The sequence below is a fragment of the Sphingomonas sp. AP4-R1 genome (assembly GCF_013113735.1).
Classification (GTDB): domain Bacteria; phylum Pseudomonadota; class Alphaproteobacteria; order Sphingomonadales; family Sphingomonadaceae; genus Sphingomonas_I.
Window position 1 is genome coordinate 1110498 of record NZ_CP053346.1, and the last position, 14503, is coordinate 1125000.

The following is a 14503-nucleotide window of genomic DNA, read 5'->3' on the forward strand; positions in this document are numbered from 1 at the left end:
GTGGGTGGCACGATGGTGCCCCCCAGCACCCCCCCGGAGCGCCTTGTCCTAGCATCCGCAAGCCCGCGACGGCTCGACCTTCTCGCGCGTCTGGGCCTCGTCCCCGACGCGATCGATCCCGCCGATATCGACGAGAGCCCGCTGAAGGCGGAGTTGCCCGCTGTCCACGCCCGCCGTCTCGCGGCCGGCAAGGCGGCGGCCACGGCGGCGCGTCATCCGGGCAGCGTCGTGCTGGCGGCCGATACGGTCGTCGCCGCAGGTCGTCGCATCCTGCCCAAGGCGGAGAGTGCGGAGCAGGTGGTCGCCTGCCTCGAACTGTTGTCCGGCCGGCGCCACCGCGTGCTGACGGCGCTGACGGTGATCGATGCCGCCGGTACGGCCCGCCACCGCCTGTCCGAAACGATCGTCGTCTTCGCGCCGCTCAGCGCCGCCGCCATCCGCGCTTATGCGGATGCGGGCGAGGGCGTCGGCAAAGCGGGCGGCTATGCGATCCAGGGCACGGCCGAGGCCTTCGTCCGCCGCATCGACGGCAGCCATTCCGGCGTCGTCGGCTTGCCTCTGTTCGAAACGCGCGGCCTGCTGATCGCGGCAGGGCTGCTCCCGGCCTGACATGGCCGAATGGCTTTATGAGCAGGGCATAGGCGAAGCGCGCGCCGCCTTGGTGGAAGGCGGCCGCATCCTTGAAATGTGGATCGAGCCCGACGAGCCCGGCCTGCGCGTCGGCGCCATCTGCGATGCGAAGCTGATCCGCGCCACCGACGCCACCGGACGCGCCCGCGTCACGATCGATGGGACCGAGGCCGATCTGGTCGCCGTACCGCCCGGCACGAGCGTCGGCCGCACCCTGCGCGTCGAGGTGATCCGCGAGGCCCTGCCGGAGCGAGGCGCGGTGAAGCTGCCCCGCGTCCGCGTCACCACCGCCGAGATGGCCGAGGCACCCGATCTGCGGGCCCGAATCGTTGCCACCGGCATTCCGATCCGCGCGACCTCCCACGGTGCCGATCCGTTCGAGGATCATGGCTGGTCCGAACGGATGGAGGAGGCCGCCACCGGCATCGTCGCGCATGAGGACGCGATGCTCCGCATCAGCCTGACCCCGGCAATGACGTTGATCGACGTCGACGGCGGGGGGCCCCCCGCCGCGCTCGCCATCGCGGGTGCGCGGCGTTCGGGCGAGGCGATCCGCTGCTTCGGCATTGCGGGCTCGATCGGCATCGATCTGCCGACGCTGGCGGACAAGGGGCAGCGGCAGGCGGCCGCGGCCGCTCTGGACGCCGTTTTGCCCCAGCCATTCGAGCGGACGGCGGTGAACGGTTTCGGCTTCCTCCAGATCGTCCGTCGCCGCGAACGCCCCTCGCTCCCTGAACGAATCGCCACCGATCCGGCTCTTGCGGCCGCCCGCGCCTTGTTGCGCCGGGCCGAGCGGGCACAGGGAAGGGGCGCCGTCACTCTCAGCGCCGCGCCGGCCCTGATCGCCGTCCTCGAAGCCCGTCCGGTGTGGCTGATCGAACTGCAGCGCCGAATCGGTGCCGAGGCGCGGTTGCAGGCGAACCCTGGCCTCCCCATTTTCGGTGCCCATGCCCAGCGCGACCATGTCTGAACCCCGCCGCCGCAACGCCTGTCCGGTCTGCGGAAAGCCTGTGGCCGAGGCCGCCAAACCCTTCTGCAGCCAGGGCTGCAAGGATCGCGATCTGCTGCAATGGCTGTCCGACGGTCACCGCATTCCTGGGCCATCCGTCGAAGAAGGCGAAGATATGCGCGAAGACGGGCTGGACAGCTAGGCAAACGCACCTCTATAGGCGCGCCTCCCAACGCGCCCTGCCCGGGTAGCTCAGTTGGTAGAGCACGTGACTGAAAATCACGGTGTCGGCGGTTCGATTCCGTCCCCGGGCACCATCGCGCTTCGGCCAGCGCCTTCCATTCTTCTCCGCTGCGGAACGATCTCCGCCGATCCGGCCTTATGCCGGGACACGGCGCGGAGAGCATGAGCATGCACACGGTTATCGGAAGCGACAGCCTGCTGATCGCCTTTCTCATCTGGATCATCGTGGGTGCCCTGATCGGCTGGCTCGCGGGCTTGATCGTGCAGGGCGGCGGTTTCGGCTTCGTCCTCGATGCGCTGATCGGCATTTTCGGATCGGTCGTCGCGGGATGGCTGTTCCCGTATCTGGGGATCACGCTCGGCGGCGGCCTGATCGGTTCGATCCTCGCCTCGGTGATCGGTGCCGTGATCGTCGCGGTCGCGGTGCGGCTGTTGCGACGGATCTAGCCGCCCTTCCCCTGGGCAGGCGCATTTGCGACGAGCGGATGGGCGGTTCGTATCAATCGGCCGATCCTTTCCTACATAGGGGCATCGAGCGGATGCGGCTCGGGGAGTGCGTTGGATGGCTATCGGGAAGATCGTTGCCGCGGTGGCAGTCGCCGCCTTGATCGTAAGCCCTGCCTGGTCTCAGAGAGGCGGTGGCCGTGGTGGCGGTTTTCGCGGCGGCGGCGGCGGTTATCACGGTGGTGGTTTTGGCGGCGGTGGTTTCCGGGGCGGCGGGTATCGCCCGGGCTCGTCATTCCATGTCGCACCCAGGCCCTATTATCGGGGTGGATATGGCTATCGCGGCTGGGGCGGAGGGTATCGGCCCTATTATGGCTACAGCACGGCTTTCGGGCTGGGCCTGCTAGGCGGCTATACGTTCGGGCCCTATCCTTACGCCGCTTACGAACCGTCCTACGCGTTCGACGCGCCTTATGCCTATGCCGCCCCTACCTACGAAGAGGATGAGGTGGACGCGGAAGGCGCGCCTTTCCCCAGCCCGGACGCGCCGCCGCCCTCCGATACGCCGGGCTATGTGACGCAACCCGACGAGCAGGCGCCGCCGGCTGCCGACGAGCATTGCCCGATGTACTGGGACGAGGCGACGGGGCGCTACATACCGCGCTGTGACTGAGGCTTCAGCCGAGGATCAGCCGGTCCTTCTCGATCCGCACCGTGCCCAGCCGCGAGAGCAAATTCTGGCCGAGCAGCGAGACGCCAGCATCCTTTTCCAGCACGGCGGCGCGGACATCCTCGATCCGCCTGCCCGCCACGTCGACCGTGTCGATCCTCGTCCAGCCGAACACGGCGCGCCCGTTGGCGGTGTCGGCGCGTCCGGCCGCGCGGGCATCGGGCATGATGTCCAGCCTGCGGGCATCGTCGGCCGTCAATGTCACGACGCTGGCGCCGGTATCGACGAGGAAGCGGACCGGTTGGCCGTCGATCAGCGCGGTCGCATAGAACAGTCCGTCGCTGGCGCGCGGCAGCGACGTGGCCGCAGGTGATGTCGGCGCGGCCGGATCGGGCGCCATGGCCACGGCCGGCCGGGCGGACAGATCGCTGGGCGCGACCACGGCGGCGCGGGCGCGATGCTGCGCGTGATGATCGATCGCCCGGGGCATCCACAGTCCCGCCACGCCGAGCGCGATCCCGATGAGGACCGAGCTGACGTCGCGGCGACGCAGCTGGCGGGCGATATCGGCGCGCCGCGCCGCGCGGCGCAGCATGTCGGCGGCGGGCCTGATCCGGCGGCGCCTGCGGGGCTCCGACGATTCGATGGTGACGGACGTGTTCATCGCCCGCGTCCGGACAGCCGGCCGCCTGGCCGTTTCAATGGTTCGTCGCGCATCCCACACCCCGCGAACTTACTGTGCAGCGTTCACCATGTTCTTCGGCTGGGCCCGTGCCAAAGCCGATAAGACGGGCATGACGTGCGGCGCGACGAATATGCCTGATCCGGACCTTTCGGTCGGGCCACGCCGCTGGCGCCTTCGGGCTTTTCAAGCACGCCCGATTGTGGTCGGGAGCCTCGCGTAACGAGGAGACACGCAGTGAAGACCCGCGCCGCCGTAGCGTTCGAAGCGAAAAGCCCGCTGGAGATCGTCGAGGTGGATCTCGAAGGCCCCAAGTTTGGCGAAGTCCTCGTCGAGATCATGGCGACGGGCATCTGCCATACCGATGCCTACACGCTGGACGGGCTCGATTCGGAGGGCATCTTCCCCTCGATCCTCGGCCATGAGGGCGCGGGCATCGTGCGCGAGGTGGGGCCGGGCGTCACCAGCGTGAAGCCGGGCGATCATGTGATCCCGCTCTACACGCCCGAATGCCGCCAGTGCAAAAGCTGCCTCAGCGGCAAGACCAACCTGTGCACCGCGATCCGCGCGACGCAGGGCAAGGGCCTGATGCCCGATGGCACGACGCGCTTCAGCTACAAGGGCCAGCCCATCTTCCATTACATGGGTTGCTCGACCTTCTCGAACTTCACCGTGCTGCCCGAGATCGCCGTGGCGAAGATCCGCGAGGACGCGCCGTTCAAGACGAGCTGCTATATCGGCTGCGGCGTGACGACGGGCGTGGGCGCGGTGGTGAACACCGCCAAGGTCGCGCCGGGCGACAATGTTATCATCTTCGGGCTGGGCGGCATCGGCCTCAACGTGCTGCAGGGCGCGAAGATGGCGGGCGCGAACATGATCGTCGGCGTCGACATCAATCCCGATCGCGAGGAATGGGGCCGCCGTTTCGGCATGACCCACTTCGTGAATCCGAAGGACGTGAGCGGCGACATCGTCCAGCATCTCGTCGCGCTGACGGACGGTGGCGCGGACTATACGTTCGACTGCACCGGCAACACGACGGTGATGCGGCAGGCGCTGGAAGCCTGCCATCGCGGCTGGGGCACCAGCATCATCATCGGCGTGGCCGAGGCGGGCAAGGAGATCAGCACGCGGCCGTTCCAGCTGGTCACGGGCCGCAACTGGCGGGGCACGGCCTTCGGCGGCGCCAAGGGCCGTACCGACGTGCCCAAGATCGTCGACTGGTATATGAACGGCAAGATCGAGATCGATCCGATGATCACCCACGTGCTGACGCTGGACGAGATCAACAAGGGCTTCGATCTGATGCATGCGGGCGAAAGCATCCGCAGCGTGGTGGTGTTCTAACCGACGGGGAGACGAGGCATGTTCAGCCATGTGATGATCGGCGCGGACGATATCGATGTCGCCAAGCGCTTCTACGACGCGGCACTGGGCACGCTCGGCGTGCCGGAAGGGACGATCGATAGCCGGGGGCGGATCGCCTACAGCCATGCTGGCGGCCGCCTGATGGTGACCAAGCCGATCAACGGCGATCCGGCCTGCCATGCCAATGGCGGCACGATCGGCTTCGCTGCCACCTCTCCCGAGGCGGTGGATGCCTGGCATGCGGCGGGCGTCGCCGAGGGTGGCAAGCCGTGCGAGGACGGCCCCGGCTGGCGCCAGAGCCCGATCGGCAAGCTCTACCTCGCCTACATGCGCGATCCGGCCGGCAACAAATTGTGCGGGCTCTACCGCGCCCCCGACGCCTGATCCGCGTGGAGCAGCTTTCGGCCCATCGCGCCTTCGGCGGCGTGCAGGGCGTCTTTCGCCACGCATCCTCCGCCACCGGCACGGGCATGACCTTTTCGGTCTATGTGCCGCCGCATGCGGAAGGCGCGAAGCTGCCGGTGGTCTGGTATCTCTCCGGGCTCACCTGCACGCATGCCAACGTGACCGAGAAGGGCGAGTTTCGCGCGGCCTGTGCGGAACTGGGCCTGATCTTCGTGGCGCCCGATACCTCGCCGCGTGGCGACGGCGTCGCCGACGATCCGGCGGGCGCCTATGATTTCGGGCTGGGCGCGGGCTTCTATGTCGATGCGACCGAGGCGCCTTATGCGGCCCATTATCGCATGTGGACCTATGTGACCGAGGAACTGCCCGCCTTGATCGGCGCGCATTTCCCCGCGGACATGGCGCGCCAGTCGATCATGGGCCATTCGATGGGCGGACATGGTGCGCTGACGATCGGGCTGAGCTTTCCCGATCGCTACAAGGCCGTCTCCGCTTTCGCGCCGATCGTGGCGCCTTCGCAGGTGCCTTGGGGGGAGAAGGCGCTCGGCGGCTATCTCGGGCCGGATCGGGCGGCATGGGCGAAGCATGACGCGGTGGCGCTGATCGAGGCGGGGGCACGCCTGCCCGATCTGCTGGTGGATCAGGGCGGGGCGGACACGTTCCTGGAGAAGGAATTGCGGCCGGATCTGCTGCGCGAGGTCTGCGCGGCGGCGGGGCAAAGGCTGACGCTGCGGATCCAACAGGGCTACGACCACAGCTATTATTTCATTTCCACCTTCATGGCGGAGCATCTGGCCTGGCATGCGGAGCGGCTGGGGTAGGGTTTCCGGAAACCGTCTCGGGTCGTCATGCCGGACTTGTTCCGGCATCCACCCATCTCCACGTGCTTCGGGCCGCTGTTCCCGCCGATTGGTGGACCCCGGAACAAGTCCGGGGCGACGGCTTCGGAGGAGTTGGCGCTTCGGGAGCGATGGGGCGCCCGACCCGAAGGTCGCGCCCGTGGGCGCCCGCGCAGATATGCGTACTCTCGGCATCGGGCCGCCGCTTTTCCCGCCGTGACAGTTGTACCCGGCGCCCGCGATCGACAAAGCGCGGTCATGTTCCAGCTCCTCTGGGTACCCGCCACGATCGCGGCGTCCATTTTCCAGGTCGGTCGCAATGCGCTTCAGCGGGGGGTGATGGCCTCGGCGGGGGCGTGGGGCGCTACGCTCGTGCGCTTCCTGTTCGGTCTGCCCTTCTCGCTCCTGTTCGTGGCCGTGGCGCTGGCGGTGGTGCCGGCCGCGCATCCCCATTTCGGCTCGGCCTTCTGGATCTCGGCGGTGACGGGCGCGGCCTCGCAGGTGCTGGCGACCGCCGCCTTGCTGGTGGCGATGCACCGCGCGGGCTTCGCGGTGGGGACGGCGCTGCAGCAGAGTTCGCTGCCGCTGGCGGCTCTGCTCGGCCTCGTCATCTATCATGATCGATTGAGCGGCACGGCCTGGGCGGGCGTGGTGATCACGACGGCGGGGCTAGTGACGCTGAGCTGGCCGAGCGAGGGCGCGAGCGGGAAGCCGCACGGCCTGTCCGGTGCTTTCTTCGGCGTGCTTTCGGGGCTGTGCTTCGGATTTTCGCTCAATGCCTTCCGGCATAGCGCGCTGGCGCTGGAACCGGCGCATCCCGTCTATGCGGCGATCCTGAGCGTGGCGGTGGTGCAGGCGATGCAGGCCGTGACGCTGACGGCGGTGCTGGCAGTCCGCGATCCGGCGGCGTTGCGCGCGGTGTTCGCGAACTGGCGATCCTCGCTCGGCGCGGGGCTGTGCGGCGCCTGCGCGTCGGCGGGGTGGTTCATCGCCCTGGCCCTGTCGCCGGCCGCGCCGGTGCGCGCGCTGGGCGTGATCGAAGCGCCGATCGCCGCCTTTGCCGGGCATCGGCTGTTCCGCGAGACGCTGCACCTGAAACAGATCGTCGCGGTGGCGGCGGCGATCGGCGGGATCGTGCTGACCTCGCTTTTCTGAGGGGCGATTCGTTACAGAGCGGGCAGGTTTACACCTTCATGTCGCCGTGGAGGGTGCAGCCGCCACATTCGTCGATCTCGATCTGGATCGTCGTGTGGTCGATCCTGAACTTCTGTTTGAGGCGCTCCGCCAGACCCGCCGCGAAGCTGGGCCCCGGATAGCCGGCCGGAAGGACGAGATGGGCGGTCAACGCGGTCTCGGTCGTGCTCATCGGCCAGATGTGGAGATCGTGGACGGCCGACACGCCGGGTTCGGCCGCGAGGAAGGCGTCGACCTCTTGCGGATCGATGCCGGGCGGGGCGGCGTGCAGGCTCATGTTTACCGAATCGCGCAGCAGGCTCCACGTGCCGATCGCGACGATCGCGGTGACGATCAGGCTGACGGCGGGATCGATCCAGACGAGGCCGGTCTTCAGGATCGCGAAGCCCGCGACGACGACGCCCGCGGAAATGGCGGCGTCTGCGGCCATGTGGAGGAAGGCGCCGCGAATGTTGATGTCATGATCGCGGCCGCCGGCGAACAGCATCGCGGTGGCGCCGTTGATCAGGATGCCCACGGCCGCGACGATCATCATCGTCACGCCCTGCACCGGCTCCGGCGCGAAGAAGCGGCCGATCGCCTCCACCGCGATCACGCCGATCGCGACGAGCAGCATCAGTGCATTGAGCAGGGCGGCGAGGATCGAGGAACTGCGCAGCCCATAGGTGTAGCGGCCCTTGGGCGCGCGCTTGCCGAGGCTGGCCGCCGTCCAGGCGATGCCGAGGCCCAGCACGTCCGAGAGATTGTGGCCCGCATCGGCCAGCAGCGACATGGATCCGCTGGCGATGCCGTAGCCGGCCTCGACCACGACGAAGACGAGGTTGAGGCTGGTGCCGATCGCGAAAGCGCGGCCGAAGCTGGCGGGCGCGTGGCTGTGGCCATGGCCGCCATGCGAATGGCTGTGCGCATGGCCATGCGTGCGATCATGGGCGTCGTCATGGCTGTGACCATGATCGTGCCCATCATCGTGGCTGTGCCCATCAGTCTGATCGTGAACGTGCGGCGGTGACATGGCGCGCTTTATGTCAGGCATGGGGCCGAATGTCGCCTGCGGCCGCGTTGCATTTGCGCCGCACCGCGGCAAAGGTGGCGGCAACAGCGAAGGACGGAAGATGGCGGATTATGAAACGCTTCTGATCGAACGGCACGATGCGGTGACGCTCGTGCGGCTGAACCGGCCGCAGGCGCTGAATGCGTTGAACAGCCAGGTGCTGGCCGATCTGACCGCCGCCTTCGCGGCCTACGACGCCGATCCCGAGCAACGCTGCCTCGTGCTGACGGGCAGCGAAAAGGCGTTCGCGGCCGGCGCCGACATCAAGGAGATGCAGGCCAAGGGCTTCGCCGACATGTATGCCGGGAATTTCTTCGCCGGCTGGGATCGGGTGACGGCGACGCGCAAGCCCTGGATCGCGGCGGTGGCGGGCTTCGCGCTCGGCGGCGGGTGCGAACTGGCGATGATGGCGGATTTCATCCTCGCGGCCGACACGGCCAAGTTCGGCCAGCCCGAGATCAAGCTGGGCGTGGCGCCGGGCATGGGCGGATCGCAGCGTCTGACCCGCGCCGTCGGCAAGGCCAAGGCGATGGAGATGTGCCTCACCGGCCGGATGATGGATGCGGCCGAGGCCGAGCGCGCGAGCCTGGTGGCGCGCGTGCTGCCCGCCGCCGATCTGCTCGACGAGGCGATGAAAACCGCCGCCACGATCGCGGGGATGGCGCCGCTGGCCGTCATCGCCAACAAGGAAATGGTCAATGCCGCGTTCGAGACGGGGCTGGGGATGGGCATCGCCTTCGAGCGGCGCCTGTTCCACGGGCTCGCCGCGACCGAGGACAAGATGGAAGGCATGACCGCCTTCGTCGAGAAGCGTGCTGGCAAGTGGAGTGGTCGATGAAGACTGTGATGGGGGGTGTGGTGGCGCTGCTGCTGGCGGGATCGGCGGCGGCGATGGAGCCCAAGGCGGCGGTGCAGGCGGTGGACGCGCAGATCGCGAAGGACTGGCCGAAGCTGGACGCGCTCTACAAGGACATTCACGCCCATCCTGAACTGGCCTTCCAGGAGACGCGCTCGGCGGCGTTGCTCGCCAAGGAGATGCGCGCGCTGGGCTTCACCGTCACGGAAGGCGTCGGCAAGACCGGCGTGGTCGCGATCCTGAAGAACGGTGCGGGCCCCACCATCATGCTGCGGACCGAAATGGACGGCCTGCCGATGGAGGAGAAGAGCGGCCTGCCTTATGCCAGCCGCGTGCAGGTGGAGACGCCGGATGGCGGCAAAACCTTCGTCGCCGAAAGCTGCGGCCACGACAATCACATGGCCTGGTGGGTGGGCGCGGCCCGCACGCTGCTGGCGATGAAGACGCAGTGGAAGGGCACGCTCATGTTCATCGCGCAGCCCGCCGAAGAGGTGGGCAAGGGCGCGCATGCGATGCTGGACGACGGCTTGTTCACCAAATTCCCGAAGCCCGATTTCGCGATCGGCGCGCATGTCGGATCGGGGCTGGCGGGGACGGTTGGCGTGAAGGACGGTGCGGCTACATCGAACAGCGATACGCTGGAGATCACCTTCAAGGGGCGAGGCGCGCACGGATCGATGCCGAGCGCCTCGATCGACCCGATCGTGATGGGCGCGCATTTCGTGACCGACGTGCAGAGCGTGGTGAGCCGCGAGCGCGAGGCGGCGAGCTTCGGCGTGGTGACGGTCGGCAGCTTCCAGGCGGGCACCGTCGCGAACATCATCCCGGATACGGCGCTGGTGAAGCTCAGCATCCGCTCCTTCTCGCCCGAGGTGCGGACCAAGCTGCTCGACGGCGTGACGCGCACCGCCAAGGGGGCTGCGATCATGGCCGGCGCGCCCGAGCCCGTGATCGCGCATCCCGGCGAGAATCACGCGGTGATCAACGATCACAAGCTCTCGGTGGAGGCGGCCGACTATCTGACCAAGGCCGGCGGCGACACGATCCAATATGTGCGGCCCGAACTGCCCGGCTGGTCCGCCAGCGAGGATTTCTCGGCTTATGGGGAGCAGGGTGTGCCGTCGCTCTTCTACAGCATCGGCGGCTATGATGCGGCGACCCTGGCCGAATATGCGAAGAAGGGTCAGGCCGTGCCGACCAATCACTCGCCCTTCTTCACGCCCGATCACGATAAGGCGATTCCCACGGGGATCCGCACGCTGGCGCTGACGGTGCTGATGCTGGCACCTGCCAGCTGAGGGGGAAGCGGCGCGTCATTGCGAGCGCAGCGAAGTAATCCAGTCCCGCACGGCCGGAGCTGGATTGCTTCCGCCGGCTCAAGGCCGGAGTCGCAATGACGGACGGCAACTAACCCGTTCGTCCTGAGCGAAGTCGAAGGACGGGGTCCGGGCGGAGTGTTTGCGGCCCGTGCTGCGACTTCGCTCAGCACGGACGGGGAACAGGGGGCTGTGCCGGAGCAGCCCTCAGCCGATGGCGCTCCAGGCGCCGGCGACGTCGGCCAGCATCGCGCGGGCCTGTTCCAGCGCGGTGTCGCGGCCGGCGCCGGGAATGGTGACGAGGCGGCGGGCCTCGCGATAGATCTTGGCCAGGCTCACGGCGATCTCGCCGCCCTTGTCCATATCCAGCCCCGTTTCCAGACCGTGCAGGATCGACAGCGCGCGCGACTGCAACGGTGCCGCGCGCCCGCGATCGCCGGCCGCCTCGGCCGCGCGCAGCGAGTCGAGCGCCTTCATCAGCTCCTCGAACAGGATCACGATCAGCTGATGCGGGCTCGCGCCTTCGACGCGGGCATTCACATCGACGGTGCGATAGCGGGCGGCGGTGGCAGCGCCGTAACGGGATGAGGCTCCAAACATCAGGCGGTACTCTTCGTCCAGACGGCGACTTGCTGCTCCAGATAGCTCTGGGTCGCCTTGTACGCGGCGACGCGTGTGTTCATCGCCGCAAATTGGGTCGTCAGACGATCGCGATAATTCGCGCTGTCGTCGGCGATCTTGGTCTTCTGATCAGTGAGATCGGTCTTCTCGGTGGTCAGCTGGGTGCTGAGCGCATCCAGCACACCGCCCGAGGCGCGCAGCGAATCGCGGATCGCCTGCAATGCGCCGCCGAGGCCGAGATCCACCGTGATCGTGGCGCTGGCGATATCGCCGCTGGGCTGGATCACGAGGCCGCTCGCGCCCGACGTGACCGAGGCATAGAGACTGCCGCCGGTGGTGACGCCTGCGACGCCCGCGATCGTGCCCGAGGCGGAGTGCTCGCTCGTCTGCGCGACGATGTTGGTCAGCTGATAGGTGCCGGGCTTGGTGGCGCCCATCGCGCTGGTGATCTTGATCAGCGGGCTCGACGCGTGCTGCGTGGGATTGAACATCGCCTCGACCGCGTCGGGATAAGCGGTGAGCTGCTTGGTGAGCAGCGCATTGTCCAGGGTCAGCGTGCCGTCGCGGTTGGTGACCACGCCGATCTCGGCCAGCGTGCTGGGGCCGCCCGATGTGTTGAGCACGGTCGACGTGAGGCGCGACAGCTGCGTCTGCATCTGGCGGATCGCGCTGTTGTTGTAGAGCGGGCCGGTGGTGACGCTGCCGTCCGTACCGGTGACGCTGGTGGCCGTGGCGGTGTCGATCTGGCCCTTCAGCTCGTTATAGGCGGCGACGAAATCGCTCACCGCCTGCTTGATCGCGTCGGTGGGGCGGGAGGCGCCCAGAGTGATCGTCTCGTTCGGAGCGGCCGACACGAGATTGAGCGACACGCCGTCGATCAGATCGTCGATCGTATTGCTGGCGCGCGAGACGTCGACGCCGTCGAGACGCACGATCGCGTCCTGCGCGGACTGCGCCTGCGTCATGCCGCTGGTCGGCTGCGGATAGACGAAGCGGACCTGGCCCACCTGGGCGTTCGCGGCGGGCTGCAGCGTGAAGCTGGGTGCGGTCAGGCCGCCATTGCTGTCGCTGATGGCGAGGCGCGAGCCCGACGCATCGGTGACGATCGAGGCGGTGACGCCGAGGCCCGCATTGTTGATCGCGTCGGCCATGCCGGTGAGATTGTCCGACGCGGAGTCGATCGTGATCGTCGCGCTGCCCTGCGCCGTGGTGAGCGTGAAATTGCCCTGGCCGACGGCTGCGGTGGTGGCGTCCTTGAGCGCGGGCGAGACGACGCTGCTGCCCGAAACCGTCATCCCCGAGGCGTTGAAGGCGAGCTTCGCCAGATCGGCGCTGGCGTCGGGTCCGGGCGTGATCGTGAAGGCGTTCGCCGCGCCCGTCGCGCCCTTGAGCGTGAGGCGCGCACCGGTGGAATCGGTGACGACGGAGGCGGTGACGCCCGCGCCGCTGCTGTTGATCGCCTGGGCGAGCCCGGCCAGCGTGTTGTTGCCGCTGTTGATCGTCACGGCATAGCTGTTGGCGCCCGAGCCGATTACGATCGTGCCGGTGCCGACCGCGGCGCCCGCATTGGCATAATAAGGCGAGACGAGGCTCTGCGCCTGGGCGACCTGACGGACGCTCAACTGCGCCGAGAGCGCGCCGATCTGTGAACCGGCCTTGGCGGTGGCGGTGAGGACGGACGTGTTGGAGCTGGTCGGCTGGGTGAACAGCGACCCGCCCGAGATCAGCGTCGTCAGCGCGGTCGAGAAGGCGTCGATGCCGTTCGAGAGCGTGGCGAGCGACGAGATCTTGGCGGTGTTCGCCGTTTCCTTCGCCGTGACCGCCGCCGTCTTGGTATCGTAGGTCGCGGAGACGAGACCCGTGACGAGCGAGCCCGTATCGATGCCGTTATTGGCATTCAGCGCCGTGAGGATGGCGCTCCCGCTCGACGCGGCCGTGGCTGAGGTGGTGGTCATGATCGGCTGCGTCTCCGTGTTGGATTAACGGCGAAGGGGGCGGCGTTTTTAGGGGCCGACCCGGACGATTTTGAGGTTCGGATCATCGTCAGGCGGTCGCGCGGCCGGTTTCGTCGAAGCGGGCCTCGGGCGGCACGTCCACACTCGGCTGGCGGACGCCTTCGGCCATCGCGCGATCGAGATTGAAGACGAAGGCGAGGACGGTGGCGACCGCGATGAACAGATCGTCGCGGATCACCTGGCCCGTGCGCGAAGTGAAGTAGATGGCGCGCGTGAGCTGCGGATAGCTGAGGATCGGCACGGCGTTCGCATCCGCCAGTTCGCGGATCGCGCGAGCGGTCTCGTCCTTGCCGCGCGCGATCACCACCGGCACCACGTCGAAGCCGGGGCGATAGCGCAGGGCGACCGCGAAGTGGGTCGGGTTGGTGAGGACGACGGTCGCTTCCGGGATCGCCTTGCGAACGGCGTTGTTCAATATCTCGTACTGGCGCCGGCGGCGCGCGCCCTTCATCTCGGGCGAGCCCTCATTCTGCTTATGCTCTTCCTTCACCTGCTGCTTGCTCATCCGCAGGCGGCCGGCGCGCTGGAAGATCTGCGTCGGGATATCCATGCCGGCAATCGCGCCCAGCGCCAGCGCCATGACGAGGATGGAGACGGTGAAGACGTGGCCGACATTGGCGAGTTCGCCCGCAATGTCGCCCCGGCCGAGGCCGATCAGGCTCGGCATCCGCCCCTTGAGCATCCAGTAAGCGACCGCGCCGAGCAGGACCACCTTCACCAGGCTCTTGCCCAGCTCGACGAGCCCCTGCATCCCGAAGATGCGCTTCACGCCATTCAGCGGATTGAGCTTGTCCGGCTTGAACGCGACCGCGCCCCAGCGGAAGCCGAGCGACCCCAGCGCCGCCGGCGTGCCGACCGCGGCGACGAGCGTGAGGCCGAACAGCGTGAAGAGCGGCACCACCAGCGGCAGGATCAGGCCGATCGCCGCCTGGGCGGGATCGAACCCCTCGATGCTGGCGCGATCGAAGGTCAGGCCGCGCACCAGCACATTCTGGCAGGCGCCCACGAACGAGGGCCCCGCCAGCGCGATCCAGGCCGCGCCCGAGAGCACGACGAGCGCCGTCCCCAGTTCGCGCGACTGGAGGACGTCGCCTTGCTCGACGGCCTCCTTCCGACGCTTCTCGGTCGGGGCTTCCGTCTGTTCGTCGCGATCGGGTTTCTCTGACATGCGCGCGTGATGCGCCCGCTATGGTTAAGAGGGAGTTAGGAGAGGTTGATGA

At 67.9% G+C, this 14503-nt stretch carries 16 protein-coding genes and 1 tRNA gene; 12 read left to right on the forward strand and 5 right to left on the reverse strand.

Annotation, left to right across the window (positions count from 1 at the left end):
* Window positions 1–12: 12 nt before the first annotated feature.
* The 6 genes from HL653_RS05445 to HL653_RS05470 all read left to right on the forward strand — a co-directional run bounded on the left by HL653_RS05445 (window position 13) and on the right by HL653_RS05470 (window position 2939).
* Window positions 13–609 (forward strand): nucleoside triphosphate pyrophosphatase, encoded by a 597-nt coding sequence (locus HL653_RS05445; protein WP_171743621.1) that lies wholly within the window; start codon window positions 13–15, stop codon window positions 607–609.
* A gap of 1 nt (window position 610) precedes the next feature.
* Window positions 611–1600 (forward strand): ribonuclease, encoded by a 990-nt coding sequence (locus HL653_RS05450; RefSeq protein ID WP_171743622.1) that lies wholly within the window; start codon window positions 611–613, stop codon window positions 1598–1600.
* Window positions 1601–1640: 40 nt separating this feature from the next.
* Window positions 1641–1781: a DNA gyrase inhibitor YacG gene (locus tag HL653_RS05455; RefSeq protein ID WP_367613593.1), complete on the forward strand. Its 141-nt coding sequence runs from the start codon at window positions 1641–1643 to the stop codon at window positions 1779–1781.
* A 39-nt stretch (window positions 1782–1820) separates the two neighbouring features.
* A tRNA-Phe gene (locus tag HL653_RS05460) sits at window positions 1821–1896 on the forward strand.
* Between the two features lie 94 nt (window positions 1897–1990).
* The gene (locus tag HL653_RS05465) at window positions 1991–2269 is read left to right on the forward strand and encodes a GlsB/YeaQ/YmgE family stress response membrane protein (protein WP_171743624.1); all 279 of its coding nucleotides are present in this window, start codon (window positions 1991–1993) and stop codon (window positions 2267–2269) included.
* 115 nt (window positions 2270–2384) lie between these two features.
* Window positions 2385–2939, forward strand: a complete 555-nt coding sequence (locus HL653_RS05470) for a hypothetical protein (RefSeq protein WP_171743625.1) — start codon at window positions 2385–2387, stop codon at window positions 2937–2939.
* A 4-nt stretch (window positions 2940–2943) separates the two neighbouring features.
* On the opposite strand, the gene HL653_RS05475 is transcribed toward HL653_RS05470, so the two are convergent.
* The gene (locus HL653_RS05475) at window positions 2944–3600 is read right to left on the reverse strand and encodes a TIGR02281 family clan AA aspartic protease (protein WP_171743626.1); all 657 of its coding nucleotides are present in this window, start codon (window positions 3598–3600) and stop codon (window positions 2944–2946) included.
* 255 nt (window positions 3601–3855) lie between these two features.
* Here HL653_RS05475 and HL653_RS05480 point away from each other — a divergent pair, with 255 nt between their 5' ends.
* The 4 genes from HL653_RS05480 to HL653_RS05495 all read left to right on the forward strand — a co-directional run bounded on the left by HL653_RS05480 (window position 3856) and on the right by HL653_RS05495 (window position 7385).
* A complete protein-coding gene (locus HL653_RS05480; RefSeq protein WP_171743627.1) occupies window positions 3856–4965 on the forward strand; it encodes an S-(hydroxymethyl)glutathione dehydrogenase/class III alcohol dehydrogenase in 1110 nt (369 codons plus the stop codon).
* 18 nt (window positions 4966–4983) lie between these two features.
* A complete protein-coding gene (locus tag HL653_RS05485; protein WP_171743628.1) occupies window positions 4984–5370 on the forward strand; it encodes a VOC family protein in 387 nt (128 codons plus the stop codon).
* A 5-nt stretch (window positions 5371–5375) separates the two neighbouring features.
* Window positions 5376–6212 carry an S-formylglutathione hydrolase gene (gene fghA / locus HL653_RS05490; protein ID WP_171746796.1) on the forward strand — a complete coding sequence of 279 codons (837 nt, stop codon included), beginning with the start codon at window positions 5376–5378 and terminating at the stop codon, window positions 6210–6212.
* A gap of 276 nt (window positions 6213–6488) precedes the next feature.
* On the forward strand, window positions 6489–7385 hold the full coding sequence (locus tag HL653_RS05495; RefSeq protein ID WP_171743629.1) for a DMT family transporter: 897 nt from the start codon (window positions 6489–6491) through the stop codon (window positions 7383–7385).
* Between the two features lie 28 nt (window positions 7386–7413).
* Here HL653_RS05495 and HL653_RS05500 read toward each other — a convergent pair whose 3' ends face one another.
* On the reverse strand, window positions 7414–8457 hold the full coding sequence (locus HL653_RS05500; protein WP_253717573.1) for a cation diffusion facilitator family transporter: 1044 nt from the start codon (window positions 8455–8457) through the stop codon (window positions 7414–7416).
* 79 nt (window positions 8458–8536) lie between these two features.
* Between HL653_RS05500 and HL653_RS05505 the strand changes: the two genes are divergently transcribed.
* Together HL653_RS05505 and HL653_RS05510 are read left to right on the forward strand one after the other, a co-directional pair.
* Window positions 8537–9313 (forward strand): enoyl-CoA hydratase-related protein, encoded by a 777-nt coding sequence (locus HL653_RS05505; RefSeq protein ID WP_171743630.1) that lies wholly within the window; start codon window positions 8537–8539, stop codon window positions 9311–9313.
* Entirely contained in the window at window positions 9310–10629 is a 1320-nt protein-coding gene (locus tag HL653_RS05510) for an amidohydrolase (RefSeq protein ID WP_171743631.1), read from the forward strand. Before HL653_RS05505 ends, HL653_RS05510 begins: the two co-directional genes overlap by 4 nt.
* A gap of 225 nt (window positions 10630–10854) precedes the next feature.
* Here the strand turns inward: HL653_RS05510 and fliS are convergent, their stop codons facing one another.
* The 3 genes from fliS to flhB form a co-directional block, all read right to left on the reverse strand.
* Window positions 10855–11247 (reverse strand): flagellar export chaperone FliS, encoded by a 393-nt coding sequence (gene fliS / locus HL653_RS05515; protein WP_171743632.1) that lies wholly within the window; start codon window positions 11245–11247, stop codon window positions 10855–10857.
* The gene (fliD, locus tag HL653_RS05520) at window positions 11247–13223 is read right to left on the reverse strand and encodes a flagellar filament capping protein FliD (protein WP_171743633.1); all 1977 of its coding nucleotides are present in this window, start codon (window positions 13221–13223) and stop codon (window positions 11247–11249) included. The genes fliS and fliD overlap by 1 nt, the downstream gene beginning before the upstream one ends.
* A gap of 88 nt (window positions 13224–13311) precedes the next feature.
* Complete coding sequence (gene flhB, locus HL653_RS05525; RefSeq protein WP_171743634.1) at window positions 13312–14451, reverse strand: flagellar type III secretion system protein FlhB; 1140 nt, start codon at window positions 14449–14451, stop codon at window positions 13312–13314.
* Between the last annotated feature and the right edge of the window lie 52 nt (window positions 14452–14503).